Annotated in this window: 16 protein-coding genes and 2 rRNA genes; 3 read left to right on the plus strand and 15 right to left on the minus strand. The window is 71.3% G+C overall.

Features of this window, described 5'->3' with window-relative positions; translation table 11 throughout:
• Positions 1-39: 39 nt before the first annotated feature.
• From IE140_RS19170 to IE140_RS19190, 5 genes are all read right to left on the minus strand, one after another.
• Positions 40-1,710 (minus strand): bifunctional uroporphyrinogen-III C-methyltransferase/uroporphyrinogen-III synthase, encoded by a 1,671-nt coding sequence (locus IE140_RS19170; protein WP_093438947.1) that lies wholly within the window; start codon positions 1,708-1,710, stop codon positions 40-42.
• Positions 1,707-2,693 (minus strand): hydroxymethylbilane synthase, encoded by a 987-nt coding sequence (hemC, locus tag IE140_RS19175; RefSeq protein WP_150196753.1) that lies wholly within the window; start codon positions 2,691-2,693, stop codon positions 1,707-1,709. Before hemC ends, IE140_RS19170 begins: the two co-directional genes overlap by 4 nt.
• The gene (locus IE140_RS19180) at positions 2,690-4,201 is read right to left on the minus strand and encodes a glutamyl-tRNA reductase (RefSeq protein WP_093438942.1); all 1,512 of its coding nucleotides are present in this window, start codon (positions 4,199-4,201) and stop codon (positions 2,690-2,692) included. Before IE140_RS19180 ends, hemC begins: the two co-directional genes overlap by 4 nt.
• A complete protein-coding gene (locus IE140_RS19185; RefSeq protein ID WP_006125458.1) occupies positions 4,198-4,959 on the minus strand; it encodes a redox-sensing transcriptional repressor Rex in 762 nt (253 codons plus the stop codon). Before IE140_RS19185 ends, IE140_RS19180 begins: the two co-directional genes overlap by 4 nt.
• Before the next feature lie 257 nt (positions 4,960-5,216).
• Positions 5,217-5,507 (minus strand): glutaredoxin family protein, encoded by a 291-nt coding sequence (locus IE140_RS19190; protein ID WP_150196754.1) that lies wholly within the window; start codon positions 5,505-5,507, stop codon positions 5,217-5,219.
• Between the two features lie 158 nt (positions 5,508-5,665).
• Here IE140_RS19190 and IE140_RS19195 point away from each other — a divergent pair, with 158 nt between their 5' ends.
• The 3 genes from IE140_RS19195 to IE140_RS19205 all read left to right on the plus strand — a co-directional run bounded on the left by IE140_RS19195 (position 5,666) and on the right by IE140_RS19205 (position 9,241).
• Complete coding sequence (locus IE140_RS19195; RefSeq protein WP_032766608.1) at positions 5,666-6,613, plus strand: HAD family hydrolase; 948 nt, start codon at positions 5,666-5,668, stop codon at positions 6,611-6,613.
• A 386-nt stretch (positions 6,614-6,999) separates the two neighbouring features.
• Positions 7,000-7,779 carry an ECF subfamily RNA polymerase sigma factor, BldN family gene (locus IE140_RS19200; protein ID WP_032766607.1) on the plus strand — a complete coding sequence of 260 codons (780 nt, stop codon included), beginning with the start codon at positions 7,000-7,002 and terminating at the stop codon, positions 7,777-7,779.
• A gap of 250 nt (positions 7,780-8,029) precedes the next feature.
• On the plus strand, positions 8,030-9,241 hold the full coding sequence (locus tag IE140_RS19205) for a DUF5667 domain-containing protein (protein WP_032783038.1): 1,212 nt from the start codon (positions 8,030-8,032) through the stop codon (positions 9,239-9,241).
• An 82-nt stretch (positions 9,242-9,323) separates the two neighbouring features.
• Here IE140_RS19205 and IE140_RS19210 read toward each other — a convergent pair whose 3' ends face one another.
• The 10 genes from IE140_RS19210 to IE140_RS19255 all read right to left on the minus strand — a co-directional run.
• Positions 9,324-10,424, minus strand: coding sequence for a lysophospholipid acyltransferase family protein (locus tag IE140_RS19210; RefSeq protein ID WP_109179066.1), 1,101 nt, complete (start codon positions 10,422-10,424; stop codon positions 9,324-9,326).
• A 15-nt stretch (positions 10,425-10,439) separates the two neighbouring features.
• Positions 10,440-11,528: an NAD-dependent epimerase/dehydratase family protein gene (locus tag IE140_RS19215; protein ID WP_150198068.1), complete on the minus strand. Its 1,089-nt coding sequence runs from the start codon at positions 11,526-11,528 to the stop codon at positions 10,440-10,442.
• A gap of 188 nt (positions 11,529-11,716) precedes the next feature.
• On the minus strand, positions 11,717-11,815 hold the full coding sequence (locus tag IE140_RS19220; RefSeq protein ID WP_003948845.1) for a 30S ribosomal protein bS22: 99 nt from the start codon (positions 11,813-11,815) through the stop codon (positions 11,717-11,719).
• A 143-nt stretch (positions 11,816-11,958) separates the two neighbouring features.
• Positions 11,959-12,171 (minus strand): helix-turn-helix domain-containing protein, encoded by a 213-nt coding sequence (locus IE140_RS19225; protein ID WP_003968329.1) that lies wholly within the window; start codon positions 12,169-12,171, stop codon positions 11,959-11,961.
• A gap of 127 nt (positions 12,172-12,298) precedes the next feature.
• Positions 12,299-13,114 (minus strand): phosphatase, encoded by an 816-nt coding sequence (locus IE140_RS19230; protein WP_006125468.1) that lies wholly within the window; start codon positions 13,112-13,114, stop codon positions 12,299-12,301.
• Positions 13,115-13,250: 136 nt separating this feature from the next.
• Positions 13,251-14,420: an acetoin utilization protein AcuC gene (locus IE140_RS19235; RefSeq protein ID WP_093438935.1), complete on the minus strand. Its 1,170-nt coding sequence runs from the start codon at positions 14,418-14,420 to the stop codon at positions 13,251-13,253.
• Positions 14,389-15,603: an MFS transporter gene (locus tag IE140_RS19240; protein ID WP_150198066.1), complete on the minus strand. Its 1,215-nt coding sequence runs from the start codon at positions 15,601-15,603 to the stop codon at positions 14,389-14,391. Before IE140_RS19240 ends, IE140_RS19235 begins: the two co-directional genes overlap by 32 nt.
• A gap of 86 nt (positions 15,604-15,689) precedes the next feature.
• A complete protein-coding gene (locus tag IE140_RS19245; RefSeq protein WP_150198064.1) occupies positions 15,690-16,334 on the minus strand; it encodes an HAD family hydrolase in 645 nt (214 codons plus the stop codon).
• A 71-nt stretch (positions 16,335-16,405) separates the two neighbouring features.
• Positions 16,406-16,522, minus strand: a 5S ribosomal RNA gene (rrf, locus tag IE140_RS19250).
• A gap of 78 nt (positions 16,523-16,600) precedes the next feature.
• Positions 16,601-16,705 (minus strand): 23S ribosomal RNA (locus IE140_RS19255); the annotation flags it as partial.

Genomic DNA, 16,705 nt, shown 5'->3' on the forward strand with positions numbered 1-16,705 from the left:
CGGCCGCCGAAGCGACCGGGCCCACCGTTCACGTAACCACTACGTCGTCGTCCGGCGCCTGCGCGCACCGGGGCGCCGCTCGCTCGGCCGGGTCACCGGGTCGCCGGCCTCCTTCGCCGCGTCCCGGCGCTGCGCGCCGAAGGCGGCGAGCGCCTCGGCGAGCTTGTGCACCGACGGCTCGGGGGACAGCACGTCGACCCGCAGGCCGTGCTCCTCGGCGGTCTTCGCGGTGGCCGGGCCGATACACGCGATGACGGTCACGTTGTGCGGCTTGCCCGCGATGCCGACCAGGTTCCGGACGGTCGAGGACGAGGTGAACAGGACCGCGTCGAAGCCGCCGCCCTTGATCGCCTCGCGGGTGTCGGCCGGCGGCGGCGAGGCGCGGACCGTGCGGTACGCGGTGACGTCGTCGACCTCCCAGCCCAGCTCGATGAGCCCGGCCACCAGGGTCTCGGTGGCGATGTCGGCGCGCGGCAGGAACACCCGGTCGATCGGGTCGAAGACCGGGTCGTAGGGCGGCCAGTCCTCCAGCAGCCCGGCGGCGGACTGCTCGCCGGAGGGCACCAGGTCCGGCTTGACGCCGAAGTCGATCAGCGCGGCGGCGGTCTGCTCGCCGACGGCGGCGACCTTGATCCCGGCGAAGGCACGGGCGTCGAGACCGTACTCCTCGAACTTCTCCCGGACCGCCTTGACGGCGTTCACGCTGGTGAAGGCGATCCACTCGTAGCGCCCGGTGACCAGGCCCTTGACCGCGCGCTCCATCTGCTGGGGCGTACGCGGCGGCTCGACGGCGATCGTCGGGACCTCGTGCGGCACCGCACCGTAGGAACGCAGCTGGTCGGAGAGCGACGCGGCCTGCTCCTTGGTACGCGGGACGAGCACCCTCCAGCCGAACAGCGGCTTGGACTCGAACCACGCGAGCTGGTCGCGCTGGGCGGCGGAGCTGCGCTCTCCGACCACGGCTATGACCGGCCGGTGGCCCTCGGGCGAGGGGAGCACCTTGGCCTGCTTGAGGGTCTGGGCGATCGTCCCGAGGGTCGCCGTCCAGGTGCGCTGGCGGGTGGTGGTGCCCGCGATCGTCACGGTGAGCGGGGTGTCGGGCTTGCGGCCCGCCGAGACGAGCTCACCGGCGGCGGCCGCCACCGAGTCCAGCGTGGTGGAGACGACGGCGGTCGCGTCGCTCGCGCCGACCTCGCTCCAGCACCGGTCGGAGGCCGTACGGGCGTCGACGAAGCGAACGTCCGCGCCCTGCTCGTCACGCAGCGGCACCCCGGCGTACGCGGGCACGCCGACGGCGTTCGCGATCCCCGGGACCACCTCGAAGGGCACCCCGGCGGCGGCGCAGGCGAGCATCTCCGCGCCCGCGTCGCCGTCCAGACCCGGATCGCCCGCGACAGCACGAACCACCCGCCTGCCGCCCTTCGCGGCCTCCATGACAAGATTGGCCGCATCCCTGAGAACGGGTACACCAGCGCTTGTTGACGAGACGTCAACAAGCGTCAGCTCAGGCGTGCTCACGCCTTCCCGCGCATGGCTGCGCACGACGTCGAGCACATCGGGCTCGGCGACAAGGACGTCCGCGCTCGCGAGCGCTTCGACAGCGCGCAGAGTCAGCAGTCCCGGGTCGCCGGGACCGGCGCCGAGGAAGGTGACCTGGCCTTGGGCGGACAGGGCCGGAAAGTCGGATGCGGCGGGGCCGGTGGGGCTCAAAGTGCTCGCTCCCCCATAAGACCGGCCGCACCCTTGGCGAGCATCTCGGACGCGAGTTCGCGACCGAGGGCCGCCGCGTCGTCGTGCGACGTGGGGACGGGACCGGTGGTGGACAGCTGTACCAGCGAGGAACCGTCGGTGGAACCGACGACTCCGCGCAGGCGCAGTTCGTTGACAACATGCCCGTCGGCCAGGACGTCGGCCAGCGCACCCACGGGTGCGGAGCAGCCGGCCTCCAGGGCGGCGAGCAGGGCGCGCTCGGCGGTCACGGCGACCCGGGTGTACGGGTCGTCGAGCTCGGCGAGTGCGGCGGCGAGGTCGGCGCTGGACGCGGCGCACTCGATCGCCAGTGCTCCCTGGCCGGGAGCGGGCAGGACGGTGTCGACCGCAAGGAAGTCGGTCACCTCACCGGTCCGGCCGAGACGGCTGAGCCCGGCGGCGGCGAGGACCACCGCGTCGAGCTCGCCGTTCCGCACGAACCCGATCCGCGTGTCGACGTTGCCCCGGATGGGGACGGTCTCGATCCGCAGTCCGTGGGAACGGGCGTACGCGTTGAGCTGCGCCATGCGGCGCGGCGAACCGGTGCCGATGCGGGCGCCTTCGGGCAGCTGCTCGAAGGTCAGCCCGTCCCGCGCGACGAGCGCGTCGCGCGGGTCCTCGCGCTGCGGCACGGCGGCCAGCACGAGGTCGTCGGGCTGGCTGGTCGGCAGGTCCTTGAGCGAGTGGACGGCGAAGTCCACCTCGCCGCGCAGGAGCGCCTCGCGCAGGGCGGCGACGAAGACGCCGGTGCCGCCGATCTGCGCCAGGTGCTCGCGGGAGGTGTCCCCGTACGTGGTGATCTCGACGAGCTCGACGGCGCGCCCGGTCACCTCGCGGACCGCCTCGGCGACGAGCCCGGACTGGGCCATGGCGAGCTTGGAGCGCCGGGTGCCCAGCCGGAGCGGCGCGGCGCTCCGCGCGTCCGGCGATGAGTTGTCGGTCATGACCGCCCTCTATTCGGGTCGTTCAGGTCGGCCCGGGAGACGGCGGCCACCGTCTGCGGGTCGAGGTCGAAGAGTTCTCGCAGCGCGTCCGCGTACCCGGCGCCGCCGGGCTCGCTGGCGAGCTGCTTGACCCGCACGGTGGGCGCGTGCAGGAGCTTGTCGACGACGCGGCGCACCGTCTGGGTGATCTCGGCGCGCTGCTTCTCGTCCAGGTCGGGGAGGCGGCCGTCCAGTCGCGCGATCTCGCCGGCGACCACGTCGGCGGCCATGGTGCGCAGGGCGACCACGGTCGGGGCGACGTGCGCGGCGCGCTGGGCGGCGCCGAAGGCGGCCACCTCGTCGGAGACGATCGTGCGGACCCGGTCCACGTCGGCGGCCATCGGGGCGTCGGCGGACGCCTCGGCGAGCGACTCGATGTCGACGAGGCGCACCCCGGCGATGCGGTGGGCGGCGCCGTCGATGTCGCGCGGCATGGCGAGGTCGAGCAGGGCGAGCCGGACGGGGCCGGTGGACTGCGCGGGCACGGTGACCCGGCGCGGCGCGGTCACCGGACCGGCGTGCGCGGCGGAGGCGGCGGAACCGTTCTCCACCCAGGCGGCGTGCTGGTCGACGTCGTCCGGGGCGGGGGCGACGGCGGTGACCGCCGGTGCCTCGGGCGCGGCGTCCAGGGTGACGCCGAGGGCGTCGGCGAGGGCGTCGGCGGTGAGCACGAGTCCGGTGGAGCCGGTGCAGGAGACCACGACGTCGGCACGTGTCAGTTCGTCGCCCACCGCGGACATCTCGACGGCGCGGGCGCGCACGGCGGTGTCGTCGCCCTGCTGGAGGATCTCCACCAGGCGGTCCGCGCGGGAGCGGGTCCGGTTGGCGACGACGACCTCGGCGCAGCCGGTGCGGGCGAGGGTCGCGGCGGCCAGCGAGGACATCGATCCGGCGCCGATGACCAGGGCGCGCTTGCCGCGGGCCCAGCACTCGGGGTCGGCGCCGGCGGCGAGCTGCTGGAGCCCGAAGGTGACGAGCGACTGCCCGGCCCGGTCGATCCCGGTCTCGCTGTGGGCGCGCTTGCCGACCCGCAGGGCCTGCTGGAAGAGGTCGTTCAGCAGCCGTCCGGCGGTGTGCAGCTCCTGGCCGCGCGCGAGCGCGTCCTTGATCTGGCCGAGGATCTGGCCCTCGCCGACGACCATCGAGTCGAGCCCGCAGGCCACCGAGAACAGGTGGTGGACGGCCCGGTCCTCGTAGTGCACATAGAGATACGGAGTGAGCTCCTCCAGACCGACGCCGCTGTGCTGGGCGAGCAGGGTGGAGAGCTCGGCGACGCCCGCGTGGAACTTGTCCACGTCCGCGTACAGCTCGATGCGGTTGCAGGTGGCCAGCACGGCGGCCTCGGTCGCGGGTTCCGCGGCGAGGGTGTCCTGGAGCAGCTTGGCCTGGGTGTCGGCAGCGAGGGACGCCCGCTCCAGTACGGAGACGGGGGCGCTGCGGTGGCTCAGTCCGACGACGAGGAGGCTCATGCGGGCATCACGGCGGGCATGTCCCCGTCGGGTCCTTTCCGGCCGGCGGGCGTGGCGCGCATCGGGGGCGCGCCCTCGTCCTCGGCGGTGGCGTCCTCGCCCGCCTTGCGCTGCTCGTGGAACGCGAGGATCTGGAGCTCGATGGAGAGGTCGACCTTGCGTACGTCGACGCCCTCGGGCACCGACAGGACGGTCGGCGCGAAGTTCAGGATGGAGGTCACACCGGCGGCGACGAGCCGGTCGCAGACCTGCTGGGCGGCGCCGGGCGGGGTGGTGATCACACCGATGGACACGCCGTTCTCGCTGATGATCCGGTCGAGGTCGTCCGTGTGCTGGACGGCGATCCCGGCCACCGGCGTACCGGCCATGGCGGGGTCGGCGTCGATCAGCGCCGCGACGCGGAAGCCGCGGGAGGCGAAGCCGCCGTAGTTGGCGAGGGCCGCGCCGAGGTTACCGATACCGACGATCGCGACCGGCCAGTCCTGGGTGAGCCCGAGCTCACGGGAGATCTGGTAGACGAGATACTCGACGTCGTAACCGACACCCCGGGTGCCGTAGGACCCCAGGTAGCTGAAGTCCTTGCGCAGCTTCGCCGAGTTGACGCCGGCCGCCGTGGCCAGCTCCTCGGAGGAGACCGTGGGGACCGATCGCTCGGAGAGCGCGGTCAGGGCGCGCAGATACAACGGAAGTCGGGCGACGGTGGCCTCGGGAATTCCTCGGCTACGGGTCGCCGGTCGGTGAGTTCGGCCAGTTGCCACGGTGCTCCTGCGGGATGAGCGGGGCTGCAGGCGGCCGTATGTCCCAAGACCGCCCCGTCGAATGCAGGCTATGTCTTTGTGAACGCGTGCACAAAGATTGTGTCCGTTTTGTCCGGTCAAAGTGACCGGGGTCACGCGCATTTCCCGCGCGATCCCGGAACCAGGGACCGCAACGGCCCGTTGCAGCCTCGAAGGGGGCAAAGCGGTACACACTCCTCACAACTACGCCCCCGAGGCCACTCAAAACGCCCGCAATGTTAACCGGGTTTCGGGTCCGCACCCAGCGCCTTGCGCAGCCTGGCCGGGTCCACGCGCCAGAACGTGTGCTGTTCGCCATCGATCAGCACCACCGGAATCTGCTCCCAGTACTCCTTGTACAGCTCCTCGTCCTCGGTGATGTCCTTCTCCACCCACGACGCACCGGTCTCCTCGCAGACCGCGCCCACCACCGCCCGCGCGTCCTCGCACAGATGGCAGCCCGGCTTCCCGACCAGCGTGACCACCCGCTCGGCGGGCTTCTTCTTCGTACGTCGCAGCAGAGGACTCATGCCTTCATTCTGCGCCTGCCGCGCCCGCTTCCCGGGCCTGCGCGACCCGTCTCCGGGACTGCCCGGAATCGACCGATTCACCATTCCGCCCCGAAGCGTTCACGCCACCGCATCACGGCAGGTCGGGCACGTACGGACGGACTGGCTATGCTCACCGCATGGCCGCTCTTGGATGGCTCACCCCCCGTAGGCGCTCCGCGACTGCGCGCAGCGTCCTGGCAGGCGAGGCCGCCGCCGAGGCCGCACGCAAGACCTCGGCCGCCGACGACGATGCCGCCCTGCTGACCGCGACCCCCGAAGAGGCGCCCGAGGAGCCCGCGTTCCCGGTCGCCGGGGACGTCCGCGCCGCCGCCTTCTTCGACCTCGACAACACCGTGATGCAGGGCGCCGCGATCTTCCACTTCGGCCGCGGCCTCTACAAGCGCAAGTTCTTCGAACGCCGCGAACTCACCCGGTTCGCCTGGCAGCAGGCGTGGTTCCGGCTGGCCGGCGTCGAGGACCCCGAGCACATGCAGGACGCCCGCGACAGCGCCCTGTCCATCGTCAAGGGCCACCGCGTCTCCGAGCTGATGTCCATCGGCGAGGAGATCTACGACGAGTACATGGCCGACCGCATCTGGCCCGGCACCCGCGCCCTGGCCCAGGCCCACCTGGACGCCGGACAGAAGGTCTGGCTGGTCACCGCCGCGCCCGTGGAGACCGCCACCATCATCGCCCGCCGCCTCGGCCTGACCGGCGCGCTCGGCACCGTCGCCGAATCGGTCGACGGCGTCTACACCGGCCGCCTGGTCGGCGAACCGCTGCACGGCCCCGCCAAGGCCGAGGCCGTCCGGGCCCTGGCCGCCGCCGAGGACCTCGACCTGGACCGCTGCGCCGCCTACAGCGACTCGCACAACGACATCCCGATGCTCTCGCTGGTCGGCCATCCCTACGCGATCAACCCGGACACCAAGCTCCGCAAGTACGCCCGCGCCCGCGACTGGCGGCTGCGCGACTACCGCACCGGCCGCAAGGCGGCCAAGGTCGGCATCCCGGCCGCCGCCGGGGTCGGCGCGCTCGCGGGCGGCACGGCCGCCGCGCTCGCCCTGCACCGCCGCCGCCGCTGACCCACTCCCCTCACCGCGCCCCGTGCCGCCCGCCCCGTCCGGTCACGGGGCGCAGCCACGCCCGAAGCCGTGCCGCCGGTCGAAAGCAGTTTCGCCGACCGCGCCGACGCCCCCTCCGGCCAGCCGGATCGTCGACGCACGGCCACAACCCGTCGTCCCCATAGGCAGATCACGAAGTAATCCGATCAATAAACGGTCACCATGTGCTACTTGATGCGTCACTTAGCGATAAGAGAAGCGACGGAACCGGTGATTTAGACAACTGGGTGTAGCGCTGCCTGCACGAAGCGTTATTCTCCTCAGACGCATCACGGAGACCGTCACTCGCTACCACGGGTGACGATTTTCGAACTGCTCGTGATGGAAGCTCTGCCTCTGGGAGTCCCGTGTACCCACACGTCGGGGTTGACGCCTCGGGCCTGGCTACGCTGCGTGCATCGGTCATTGACCGCTTGCGCGGCTTCGTCCCCACCGCGTACGCCGTCCCCGCATTTGCCACCCCTGCACCTGCCGGCCCCTGCTACGCCCTGGCCGAACGCAGTGCGGCGGTCGGAAGACGCAGCACCCGCGCTGCCTCGACCACCACGTCGACCGTCCGCCGCCCCACGGCCGACAGCGACAGCGCGCGCATGATGGATCTCGTCGAGCGCGCACAGGCCGGTGAGGCGGACGCCTTCGGCCGCCTGTACGACCAGTACAGCGACACCGTGTACCGGTACATCTACTACCGCGTGGGCGGCAAGGCGACCGCGGAGGACCTCACCAGCGAGACCTTCCTCCGCGCGCTGCGCCGTATCTCCACGTTCACCTGGCAGGGCCGCGATTTCGGCGCCTGGCTGGTCACCATCGCTCGCAACCTGGTCGCCGACCACTTCAAATCCAGTCGTTTCCGACTCGAAGTGACCACCGGCGAGATGCTCGACGCCAACGAGGTGGCGCGCAGCCCCGAGGACTCCGTCCTGGAGTCCCTCTCCAACGCCGCGCTGCTCCAGGCCGTCCGGCGACTCAACCCCCAGCAGCAGGAGTGCGTCACCCTGCGGTTCCTCCAAGGGCTCTCGGTCGCCGAGACCGCCCGCGTGATGGGCAAGAACGAGGGCGCGATCAAGACCCTCCAGTACCGAGCCGTGCGGACGCTCGCCCGGCTCCTGCCGGACGACGCCCGCTGACGCCTCCCCGCCGAGAACCCCGCCCGACGACCCCCGCCCGACGCCCCCTGCGTGACCGTCCCGTCACGCACTGGTCCGATCATCTTTCGTGCGTAACCCAAGTGCCGCGCGCGTCGTTGTGCCGGTTGCAGGCCCCCTGTCGTCACCACCTGCCCGTCTCCGCTCACTCCATCGAGTGGAAACGCTCAAGGTGCGCAACCTTCCGGACCGCCAGGGGAGTCGACCGTCATGACGAGAGGAGGTGCCGCCAGTGATCGCAAACGTTTCGGCACACCGGCGGGCGAACGCCTTCGCCCAGGCCCTGGAGGAGCAGACCCCCCAGGGTGCGGCGGCCGCAGAGCCCGCGGAGCCGGCCGACCAGGCCGACCGCGGACCGCTGTTGGCCCTGGCGAACGGCCTCGGTGAGCTACCGAAGCCGCAGTTGGACCCCGAGGTCAAAGTGGTGCAGCGAGCCCAGCTCGTCGCCGCCATGGAGGCCATGTTCGCCGAGGGCGGCGCGTCCACGGGCCCTACGGTGCCCGTGCAACGGGGCAAGGGGGCCCACCGGGCCTCACCACTGCGGAGACTGCGACCCCGCTCCCGCTGGGCGAAGGGGCTCACCGCCGGCGGGCTCACCGTCGGCGTCGCCGCGGGAGCCTTCGGCGGAGTGGCCGCCGCCAGCTCCGACGCCCTCCCCGGTGATTCGCTGTACGGGCTCAAGCGCGGGATGGAGGACATCAGCCTCGGCATGGCCAAGGGCGACGCCGACCGCGGCGAGGCCTATCTCGACCAGGCCTCCACCCGGCTCAGCGAGGCCCGCAGACTCATGGAGCGCGGCCGCTCCGGCAGCCTCGACCACGAATCCCTCGGCGCCGTCAGACGCGCGCTCAACGGCATGTCCCACGACGCCTCCGAGGGCCACCGCCTGCTCCGCTCCGCCTACCAGCGCGACGGAGCGATCGGCCCCATGCAGACCCTGGACACCTTCTCCCGCTCGCACCGCGACACCTGGAGCAGCCTCCGCGACCGGCTGCCCGTCCAGCTCACCGACGTCCGCGACGAGGTCACCTCCGTCTTCGACGCCATGGCCGAGGAAGTCGCACCGCTCCAGTCCCTCCTCCCCCGTCCCCCGGGCGAGGACCGGGGCACCGGCCGCTCCGACACCACCACCGCCCCGGGCAAGGACTCCCCCCGCACCGACGCCACCGCACCTCCGGCCTCCCCCGAGAAGCCCGGAGACCGCACCGACGGCAGCGCGGACCCCAAGCCCTCCGGCTCGTCGGGCTCCTCCGACGCCACCCCGGACGACGGCCTGCTCGGCGGCACGGACGGCCTGCTGGACGAGCTCCCCACCGACGAGCTCACCCCGCCGCCCTCCGAGAACCGCCCGAGCGCACCCGCCGCCCCGGACGTCACCCTGCCCCCGCTCCTCCCGGGGCTCCTCCCGGGCCTCGGCATCGACGGCGAGAACCTCCGGCCGTAAAGCCGACACGGACAGGACAAGGGGCCGGTACGCGATTCCGCGTACCGGCCCCTTGTCCTGGTTCATCCGTGAGGGGGCGGGATCAGAAGAAGACCGACCGCCGCTGCACCAGCAGCTTGTACAGCGTGTGCTGGATCTGCTCCCGCACCTGGTCCGTCAGGTTGAACATCAGCATCGGATCCTCCGCCGCCTCCGGCGGATAGCCGTCCGTCGGGATCGGCTCACCGAACTGGATCGTCCACTTCGTCGGCAGCGGCAACGCCCCCAGCGGCCCCAGCCACGGGAACGTCGGCGTGATCGGGAAGTACGGGAAGCCCAGCAGCCTGGCCAGCGTCTTGGCGTTGCCGATCATCGGGTAGATCTCCTCCGCCCCCACGATCGAGCACGGCACGATCGGCGCGCCCGCCCGCAGCGCCGTCGACACGAACCCGCCGCGCCCGAAGCGCTGAAGCTTGTAGCGCTCGCCGAACGGCTTGCCGATGCCCTTGAACCCCTCCGGCATCACCCCGACGATCTCGCCCATCTCCAGCAGCCGCTGCGCGTCCTCCGCACAGGCCAGCGTGTGACCGGCCTTGCGCGCCAGTTCGTTGACGACCGGGAGATGGAAGACCAGATCGGCGGCGAGCAGCCGCAGATGCCGCTCGGCCGGATGGTTGTCGTGCACCGCGACCTGGAGCATCAGCCCGTCCAGCGGCAGCGTCCCGGAGTGGTTGGCCACGATGAGCGCCCCGCCGTCCGACGGGATGTTCTCGATGCCCTTCACCTCGACCCGGAAGTACTTGTCCGCCAGCGGCCGCAGCGCCGACATCAGGACCTGGTCGGTGAGCTCCCGGTCGTACCCGAACTCGTCGACGTCGTAGTCCCCGGTGACCCGCCGCCGCAGGAACGCCAGCCCGCCCGCGATCCGCCGATCCCAGCCCCCGGCCGGCGAACGGCCCTCGTCCGGACCCGGCTCCCCCGGCCCACCGACCGCCTCCCCGGCCCCCGGGGACCGGTCGGACAGGGCGTCGGACGGGATGTCGCCCTGTCCGGGAACCTGCGCCCCCGGCAGGGCGCTCACCGGAGCGGCGGAGCCGTCACCCCGGCCGCTGCCGCCCGCCCCGGTCCTGCGCCGCGCGGGACGCGCACCGCCACCGGACCGCGAACGGTCGTCGTCGAACGGAATGACCTTGGCATCCGCCATCGTCGGTGCGCTCCTCTACCTGGCGCCGTGAGTCGTCTGTACCGCACCGGCACCGCGCTCCCGCGGTCCGGCGCCCTTCGGCAACGGCAACGCCGCCAGCCGGTCCACCACCCCGCCCACCGTCTCCGGCGGCAGCAGCCCGGGCCCCCGGCTCCGCGCGAACTCCGCGAAGGTCTCCGCCGTCGTGAACGCCGGCCGGAAACCGAGGGTCTCGCGCATCTGCACCGTCGAGACCACCCGGCCGTGGGTCAGCAGCCGGATCTGCTCCGGCGAGAAGTCGGTCATGCCGATCGTACGGAGCGCCGAGCCGACCCAGGTGACGGCGGGCAGCAGCACGGGAACGGTCGGCTTCCCCAGCCGCCGCGAGCACTGCGACAGCAGAAGCACCCCGTCGCCGGCGATGTTGAACGTGCCGCTGTTCAGCGTTCCGCGCCGGGGCTCGCTCGCCGCGATCCCGAGGACGTCGATCACATCGTCCTCGTGCACGAACTGGAGCCGCGGGTCGTAGCCGAAGACGGTCGGCAGGACGGGCAGCGACAGATAGTCGGCGAGCGGCGAGTCCGGGTGCGGCCCCAGGATGTTGGCGAACCGCAGCACGCACACCGCCACGTCCGGGCGGCGGCGGGCGAAGCCCCGTACGTACCCCTCGACCTCCACCGCGTCCTTCGCGAAGCCACCGCTGGGCAGCGACTTGGGCGGGGTGGTCTCGGTGAACACCGCGGGGTCGCGGGGCGCCGACCCGTACACGCTCGTGCTGGACTTCACCACCAGCCGCTGCACCGTCGGCGACTTCTGGCAGGCGCCGAGCAGCTGCATGGTGCCGATGACGTTGGTCTCCTTGATCGCCGTCCGGCCGCCGGCGCCGAGCGCCTTGCCGGAGACGTCCAGGTGGACCACCGTGTCGATGGCGTACTCCGCCAGGATCCGCGCTATGGCCGACTGCCGGATGTCGGCGCGGACGAACTCCGCGTCGCCCAGCTGATGCGAGGGCGGGACCGCGTCGACCGCGATCACCCGGTCCACCCCGGGATCGCGCTGGACGCGCCGGACGAAGCGGCCCCCCAGCTGCCGGGCCACTCCTGTGACGAGGACGACCTTCCCCAAGACCAGCGCCTTCCGTCGGCGTGGGAAGCCGAACCCTGCTTCCCTGTTCCCCTGCTTCCCGCGGTAACTTCCCTGGCGGTCACCGTAGCGGGTGGACGCCGCCCTGTGACGCCCCCATGCCCCGAAACGCACCGCAGCCCTCCCGCCGGGACGGCGGGAGGGCTGCGGATCTCACGAACTGCGTTCGCTTACTTCTTGTTGCGACGCTGAACGCGCGTGCGCTTGAGCAGCTTGCGGTGCTTCTTCTTGGCCATCCGCTTGCGCCGCTTCTTGATAACAGAGCCCACGACTACCCTCGCTCACTTCTTCTTCACTGGTGCGGGGCGTCTGGGCCCACACGACCTACGTCGGCCTAGCCTACCCGCCACCGTCCGAGGGACGTAATCCGCGGGCAACCCGGGGCCGACATCAGCCTGACATCAGGCCGGCCTCAGGCTGATTCCACCCCCACGAAGGACTCGCGGAGATACGCGTGAACCGCTTGCTCCGGTACCCGGAAGGACCTGCCCACCCGGATCGCCGGCAGATGACCGCTGTGCACCAAGCGGTACACCGTCATCTTCGACACTCGCATGACCGAGGCGACTTCCGCCACGGTCAGAAACTTGACCTCGTTGAGAGGCCTCTCGCTGCCAGCAGCCATGACCCACCTGTCCCTCCGCACCGGACGCGCACCGGCTTCCCCTCCGGTGACTCTTCGTCGTTGTGCGCTCACTCACCAGATTAGGGGCGGGTGGTGCGAGTGGGGAAGAGGGGAGGCGATCGACGGCTTACTGTGACAGACAGGCCCGATTGAGCACATAGCGCGTCAACGGCCGGTAGAACGGCGCCCGTACGCCGTCGTCGACCGGCACGACCACGGACACGCGCCCCTCCGCCTCCCCCACGAACAGCGCCGGATCGTCCGTGTCCGCCGGCCCGATCGCCTCGATCCCCAGCTGACCTGCACCGCAGACCCAGCCGTGATCCCCGATCACCAGCTCGGGCAGCACCCCGAGCCGCTCCGCCGCGTCCTGGAGCGCGAGCCGCACGGGAAGCGGCGAATGCGTGTGCGCGCCGGTCTCACCCCCGGTGGGCCGCCCCCCGGGTTCGCGCACCAGGGCGACACCCCGTACGTAGTCGAGATGGTACGTACGTACGCCAAACCGGGTTGTTATGTCGACACATCGCCCCTGCGCAGGGGTGAGAACAGGACAGCCCGCCGCCGACAGAGCGTCTGCCAGCCCGGCGTAGAAACCGAGCAGCCGGTGCGGATGCCCGGTCCCCAGCAGCACCGGAGCCCGCCGCTCGGCCACCAACGCCAACCGCTCGGCGAACGCGTCCAGCGCGGCCACCGTCCGGTCCGGATCGATCGCGTCGGGACCGCTCACATGCGCGGGATCGGCCGAGACCCCGCACCGGTCCGCCATCAGCCGCAACAGCTCACCCTCCCCCCAGGCCCGCTCGGGCGCGAGCCCCAGCATCACCCGCGGATCCCGGGCGGCGAACAGCCGGTAGCTGCGCAGACTGGTCTCGCGCGACGTGGCCACGGGCCCGGCCAGCCGGGCCGCCAGCAGATGGGCGCGCAGCGCGCCGGTGCTCAACACCCCAGGGATGCTGCCGTACCGCGGAGCCGGAGCGGGCGGGAATCCCGTTACGCCCCACCGTTGGCGTAACGGCACGGCACAATGCCCAGCGCGAGCGCACAGGGGAGGCGCGGACCGGCAGCAGCCCCGCCGCACCTCAGGTCAGCAGCCCCCGCAGCGGGAAGGCGGCCTTCCGGGACGCCAGCACCGCCTGGTCCAGCCGGTCCGCCGGGTCGTACCCGTCCTCCCACGCCTTCCACGACGGCGTACGCCCGTCGGTCATCCGACCGGGCCCCAGCTGCCGCGTACGGGCGTAGACGAGATCGCGCCAGGAGGGTGGCACCACCGACTCCGGATCGACGGGGGCGTGCGCAGCGATCCCCACGAGGTGCGTCCACGACCGGGGCACCACGTCCACCACCGCGTACCCACCGCCGCCGAGGGCCACCCAGCGCCCGTCGGCATGGTCGTGGGCCAACCGGTGGCAGGACTCCATGACCGCCCGCTGCGCGTCCAGCGACACGGCGAGGTGGGCGAGCGGGTCCTCGAAATGCGTGTCGGCCCCGTGCTGGGTGACGAGCACCTGGGGCCGGAAGTCGGCCAGCAGCTCGGGCACCACCGCGTGGAAGGCCCGCAGCCACCCCTCGTCCCCGGTCCCGGCCGGCAGCGCCACGTTCACCGCGGAACCCTCGCCGTCCCCGGCCCCGGTCTCCTCCGGCCACCCGGTCTGCGGGAAGAGCGTCCGGGGGTGCTCGTGCAGCGAGATCGTCAGGACGCGCGGGTCCTCCCAGAACGCGGCCTGCACCCCGTCCCCGTGGTGGACGTCCACATCGACGTACGCGACCCGCTCCGCGCCGAGCTCCAGCAGCCGGGCGATGGCGAGGGCCGGGTCGTTGTAGACGCAGAACCCGGCGGCGGACCCGGGCATGGCGTGATGCAGCCCCCCGGTGAAGTTCACCGCGTGCTCGGTCTCGCCCCGCCACACGGCCTCAGCGGCCCCGACGGAGAGCCCGGCGATCAGCGCGGACGCCTCGTGCATCCCGGTGAACGCCGGATCGTCCACGGTCCCGAGCCCGTAGCTCTGGTCAGCGTCCCGCGGATTCGCGGAGGCGGCCCGCACCGCCGCCACATAGTCCTGCCGGTGCACGAGTCTCAGGCTGGAGTCCCCCAAGGGCCTCGCCGACCGCAGATCCACCGCCGCATCGAGCCCGAACGCCCGCACCAGCCCCATCGTCAGGGCCAGCCGGACGGGGTCCATGGGGTGGGTGTCCCCGAAGTCGTATCCCGTAACTGCGTCATCCCACATCAGCTGTGCGCGGCCGCTCATGCCCGCCACCGTATCGGGCGGGCTCCGGCCCGAACGCGCGGGCATACACCAGCGTCGCCAGCACCAGAACCATCGGTACGAGCATGGCCCCGCGATAACTCCACGCATCCCCCAGAGCTCCCACGAGCGGCGAACCGACCAGAAACCCCACATAGTTGAAGATATTCAACCGGGCCACGGCAGCGTCGCTGTCCCCCGGGAACATCCGCCCGGCAGCGGCGAAGGTCTGCGGCACGATCACGCAGAGCCCGAACCCGAGCATCGTGAACCCGAGCATCCCCACCCAGGCCCCGGGCGCGACCGCCACGACCGCGAACCCGCCGGCCGCCAGCAGACTCCCGCCCCGCACCACGGCGACCGCACCGAACCGCCGCACCCCGAGGTCCCCCACGGCACGCCCCAGCAGGGTCGTCACCATATAGACGTTGTACGGAACGGTCGCGAGCTGCTCCGAACTGCCCAGCACGTCCTGGAGGTACTTGGCACTCCAGTTGGAGACGGTCGAGTCCCCGATGTAGGCGAAGGTCATGATGAGGCAGAGCGGCAGCAACAGCCTGAACGAGAGCGCCCGGCCCGCACTTCCCGAACCGGCACCGCCACCGGCCTCCGTGCCGTCCGGGAGCTTCCCTTCCGTGTACCACCGGCTCCCGATCAGCGCGGCGGGCAGCAGCACGGCGACGACGGGCAGATAGGACGCGAGCAACGACAGCTCCCACCGCGCCCCGGCCCAGGCCAGGGTGGCCCCTGCGATCCCGCCGAGGCTGAAGGCGGCGTGAAAGCCGGTCATGATGGGCCGCCCGTATGCGCGTTGGAGGCTGACGCCCAGCATGTTCATGGAGGCGTCGAGCGCCCCAACGGCCAGCCCGAACACGCCCAGGGCGACCGCGACGTGCCACAGCTCCCGCCCGGCGCCCACCCCGAGGAGAGCGAAGAGGACGAGGGGCTGGGCCCACCGCAGGACGACACTCGGCCGCACCCGCGCGACCACCTTCTCGGTGACCACGCTGCCGGCCCCCGCCAGGATCGGGACAGCGGCGAGGAAGACGGGCAGCAGCCCGTCGGATATCCCGTACTGGTCCTGGATGGCGGGGATACGCGTCACCAGAAGAGCGAACGCCACGCCTTGAACACCGAAGCTCAGCCCCAGGGAGGCCCTGCCGTGCCGCAAGCCCGCATCAGTCATGGCGGCGAGCGTAGAGCCAGGCTCTACCCATGGGTAGATGGATCAGCCGAGCAGTTTCCGGACGGGCGGTGTCCGAAGGAGAGGCTTCAGGCGAGCAGTTGGGGCAGCTGGGCCATGTCCGAGAAGTGCCCGGTCACTCCGACGAGCCGGTCGGCGGGCACCATCGAGGTGAACCCGTACACGTCCATCCCGGCCGCCCGCGCCGCCTCGACCCCGAGCGGGCTGTCCTCGATGACGACGCACCGCTCGGGTGCGACACCCATGCGCGCGGCTGCGTGCAGGAACAGGTCCGGCGCCGGCTTGCCCCGCCCGACATCCTCCGAGCTGAAGATCCACTCCTCCTCGAACCACTGGTCGATCCCCGTCCTGCGGTGGCCGACCCGGATCCGCTCGTGGCTCCCGGAGGAGGCGACGCAGTAGTCCACCCCGTCAGCGACGAGCTTCCCCAGCAGCTCCTCCGCCCCGTCGACGGCCGCCAGTTCCTCCTGGAAGGCGGCGAACGTGCGGGTGGCGAGCGTGGTGTCGAAGTCCTCGGGCAGCTTCTGCCCGGTCCGCTCCTCGACGAGATCGTGGACCCGGTGCACGGCGGACCCCATGTAGTCACGGAGCGAATCCTCGTACGAGGTGGGGTGACCGAGTTCGGTCAGATAGCCGGAGAGGACGGTGTTGGCGATCGGCTCACTGTCGACGAGCACACCGTCGTTGTCGAAGATGACCAGTTCGTAGCGCATGGTCCGACCCTAGACGTTCAGAACGCAGAAAAGCCCCGTGCCACAAGGGCACGGGGCTTCCCGCAATGATTGTTCGGCGGCGTCCTACTCTCCCACAGGGTCCCCCCTGCAGTACCATCGGCGCTGAAAGGCTTAGCTTCCGGGTTCGGAATGTAACCGGGCGTTTCCCTAACGCAATGACCACCGAAACACTATGAAACTATGAACACCGGATGTTTACACGGCTGTTCATTATTTCAGAACTAACACAGTGGACGCGAGCAACTGAGGACAAGCCCTCGGCCTATTAGTACCAGTCAGCTCCACCCGTTACCGGGCTTCCACATCTGGCCTATCAACCCAGTCGTCTACTGGGAGCCTTAACCAATCAA

This window comes from Streptomyces parvus, from assembly GCF_014648875.1.
In the GTDB taxonomy this organism is placed as follows: domain Bacteria; phylum Actinomycetota; class Actinomycetes; order Streptomycetales; family Streptomycetaceae; genus Streptomyces; species Streptomyces parvus.

What these genes read in the sequence shown, in the direction of transcription:
- hemC (WP_150196753.1), bottom strand. Translation starts at nt 2,693, where the DNA reads ATGACCGACAACTCATCGCCGGACGCGCGGAGCGCCGCGCCGCTCCGG.
- IE140_RS19180 (WP_093438942.1), bottom strand. Translation starts at nt 4,201, where the DNA reads ATGAGCCTCCTCGTCGTCGGACTGAGCCACCGCAGCGCCCCCGTCTCC.
- IE140_RS19190 (WP_150196754.1), bottom strand. Translation starts at nt 5,507, where the DNA reads ATGAGTCCTCTGCTGCGACGTACGAAGAAGAAGCCCGCCGAGCGGGTG.
- IE140_RS19195 (WP_032766608.1), top strand. Translation starts at nt 5,666, where the DNA reads ATGGCCGCTCTTGGATGGCTCACCCCCCGTAGGCGCTCCGCGACTGCG.
- IE140_RS19210 (WP_109179066.1), bottom strand. Translation starts at nt 10,424, where the DNA reads ATGGCGGATGCCAAGGTCATTCCGTTCGACGACGACCGTTCGCGGTCC.
- IE140_RS19225 (WP_003968329.1), bottom strand. Translation starts at nt 12,171, where the DNA reads ATGGCTGCTGGCAGCGAGAGGCCTCTCAACGAGGTCAAGTTTCTGACC.
- IE140_RS19235 (WP_093438935.1), bottom strand. Translation starts at nt 14,420, where the DNA reads ATGAGCGGCCGCGCACAGCTGATGTGGGATGACGCAGTTACGGGATAC.
- IE140_RS19240 (WP_150198066.1), bottom strand. Translation starts at nt 15,603, where the DNA reads ATGACTGATGCGGGCTTGCGGCACGGCAGGGCCTCCCTGGGGCTGAGC.
- IE140_RS19245 (WP_150198064.1), bottom strand. Translation starts at nt 16,334, where the DNA reads ATGCGCTACGAACTGGTCATCTTCGACAACGACGGTGTGCTCGTCGAC.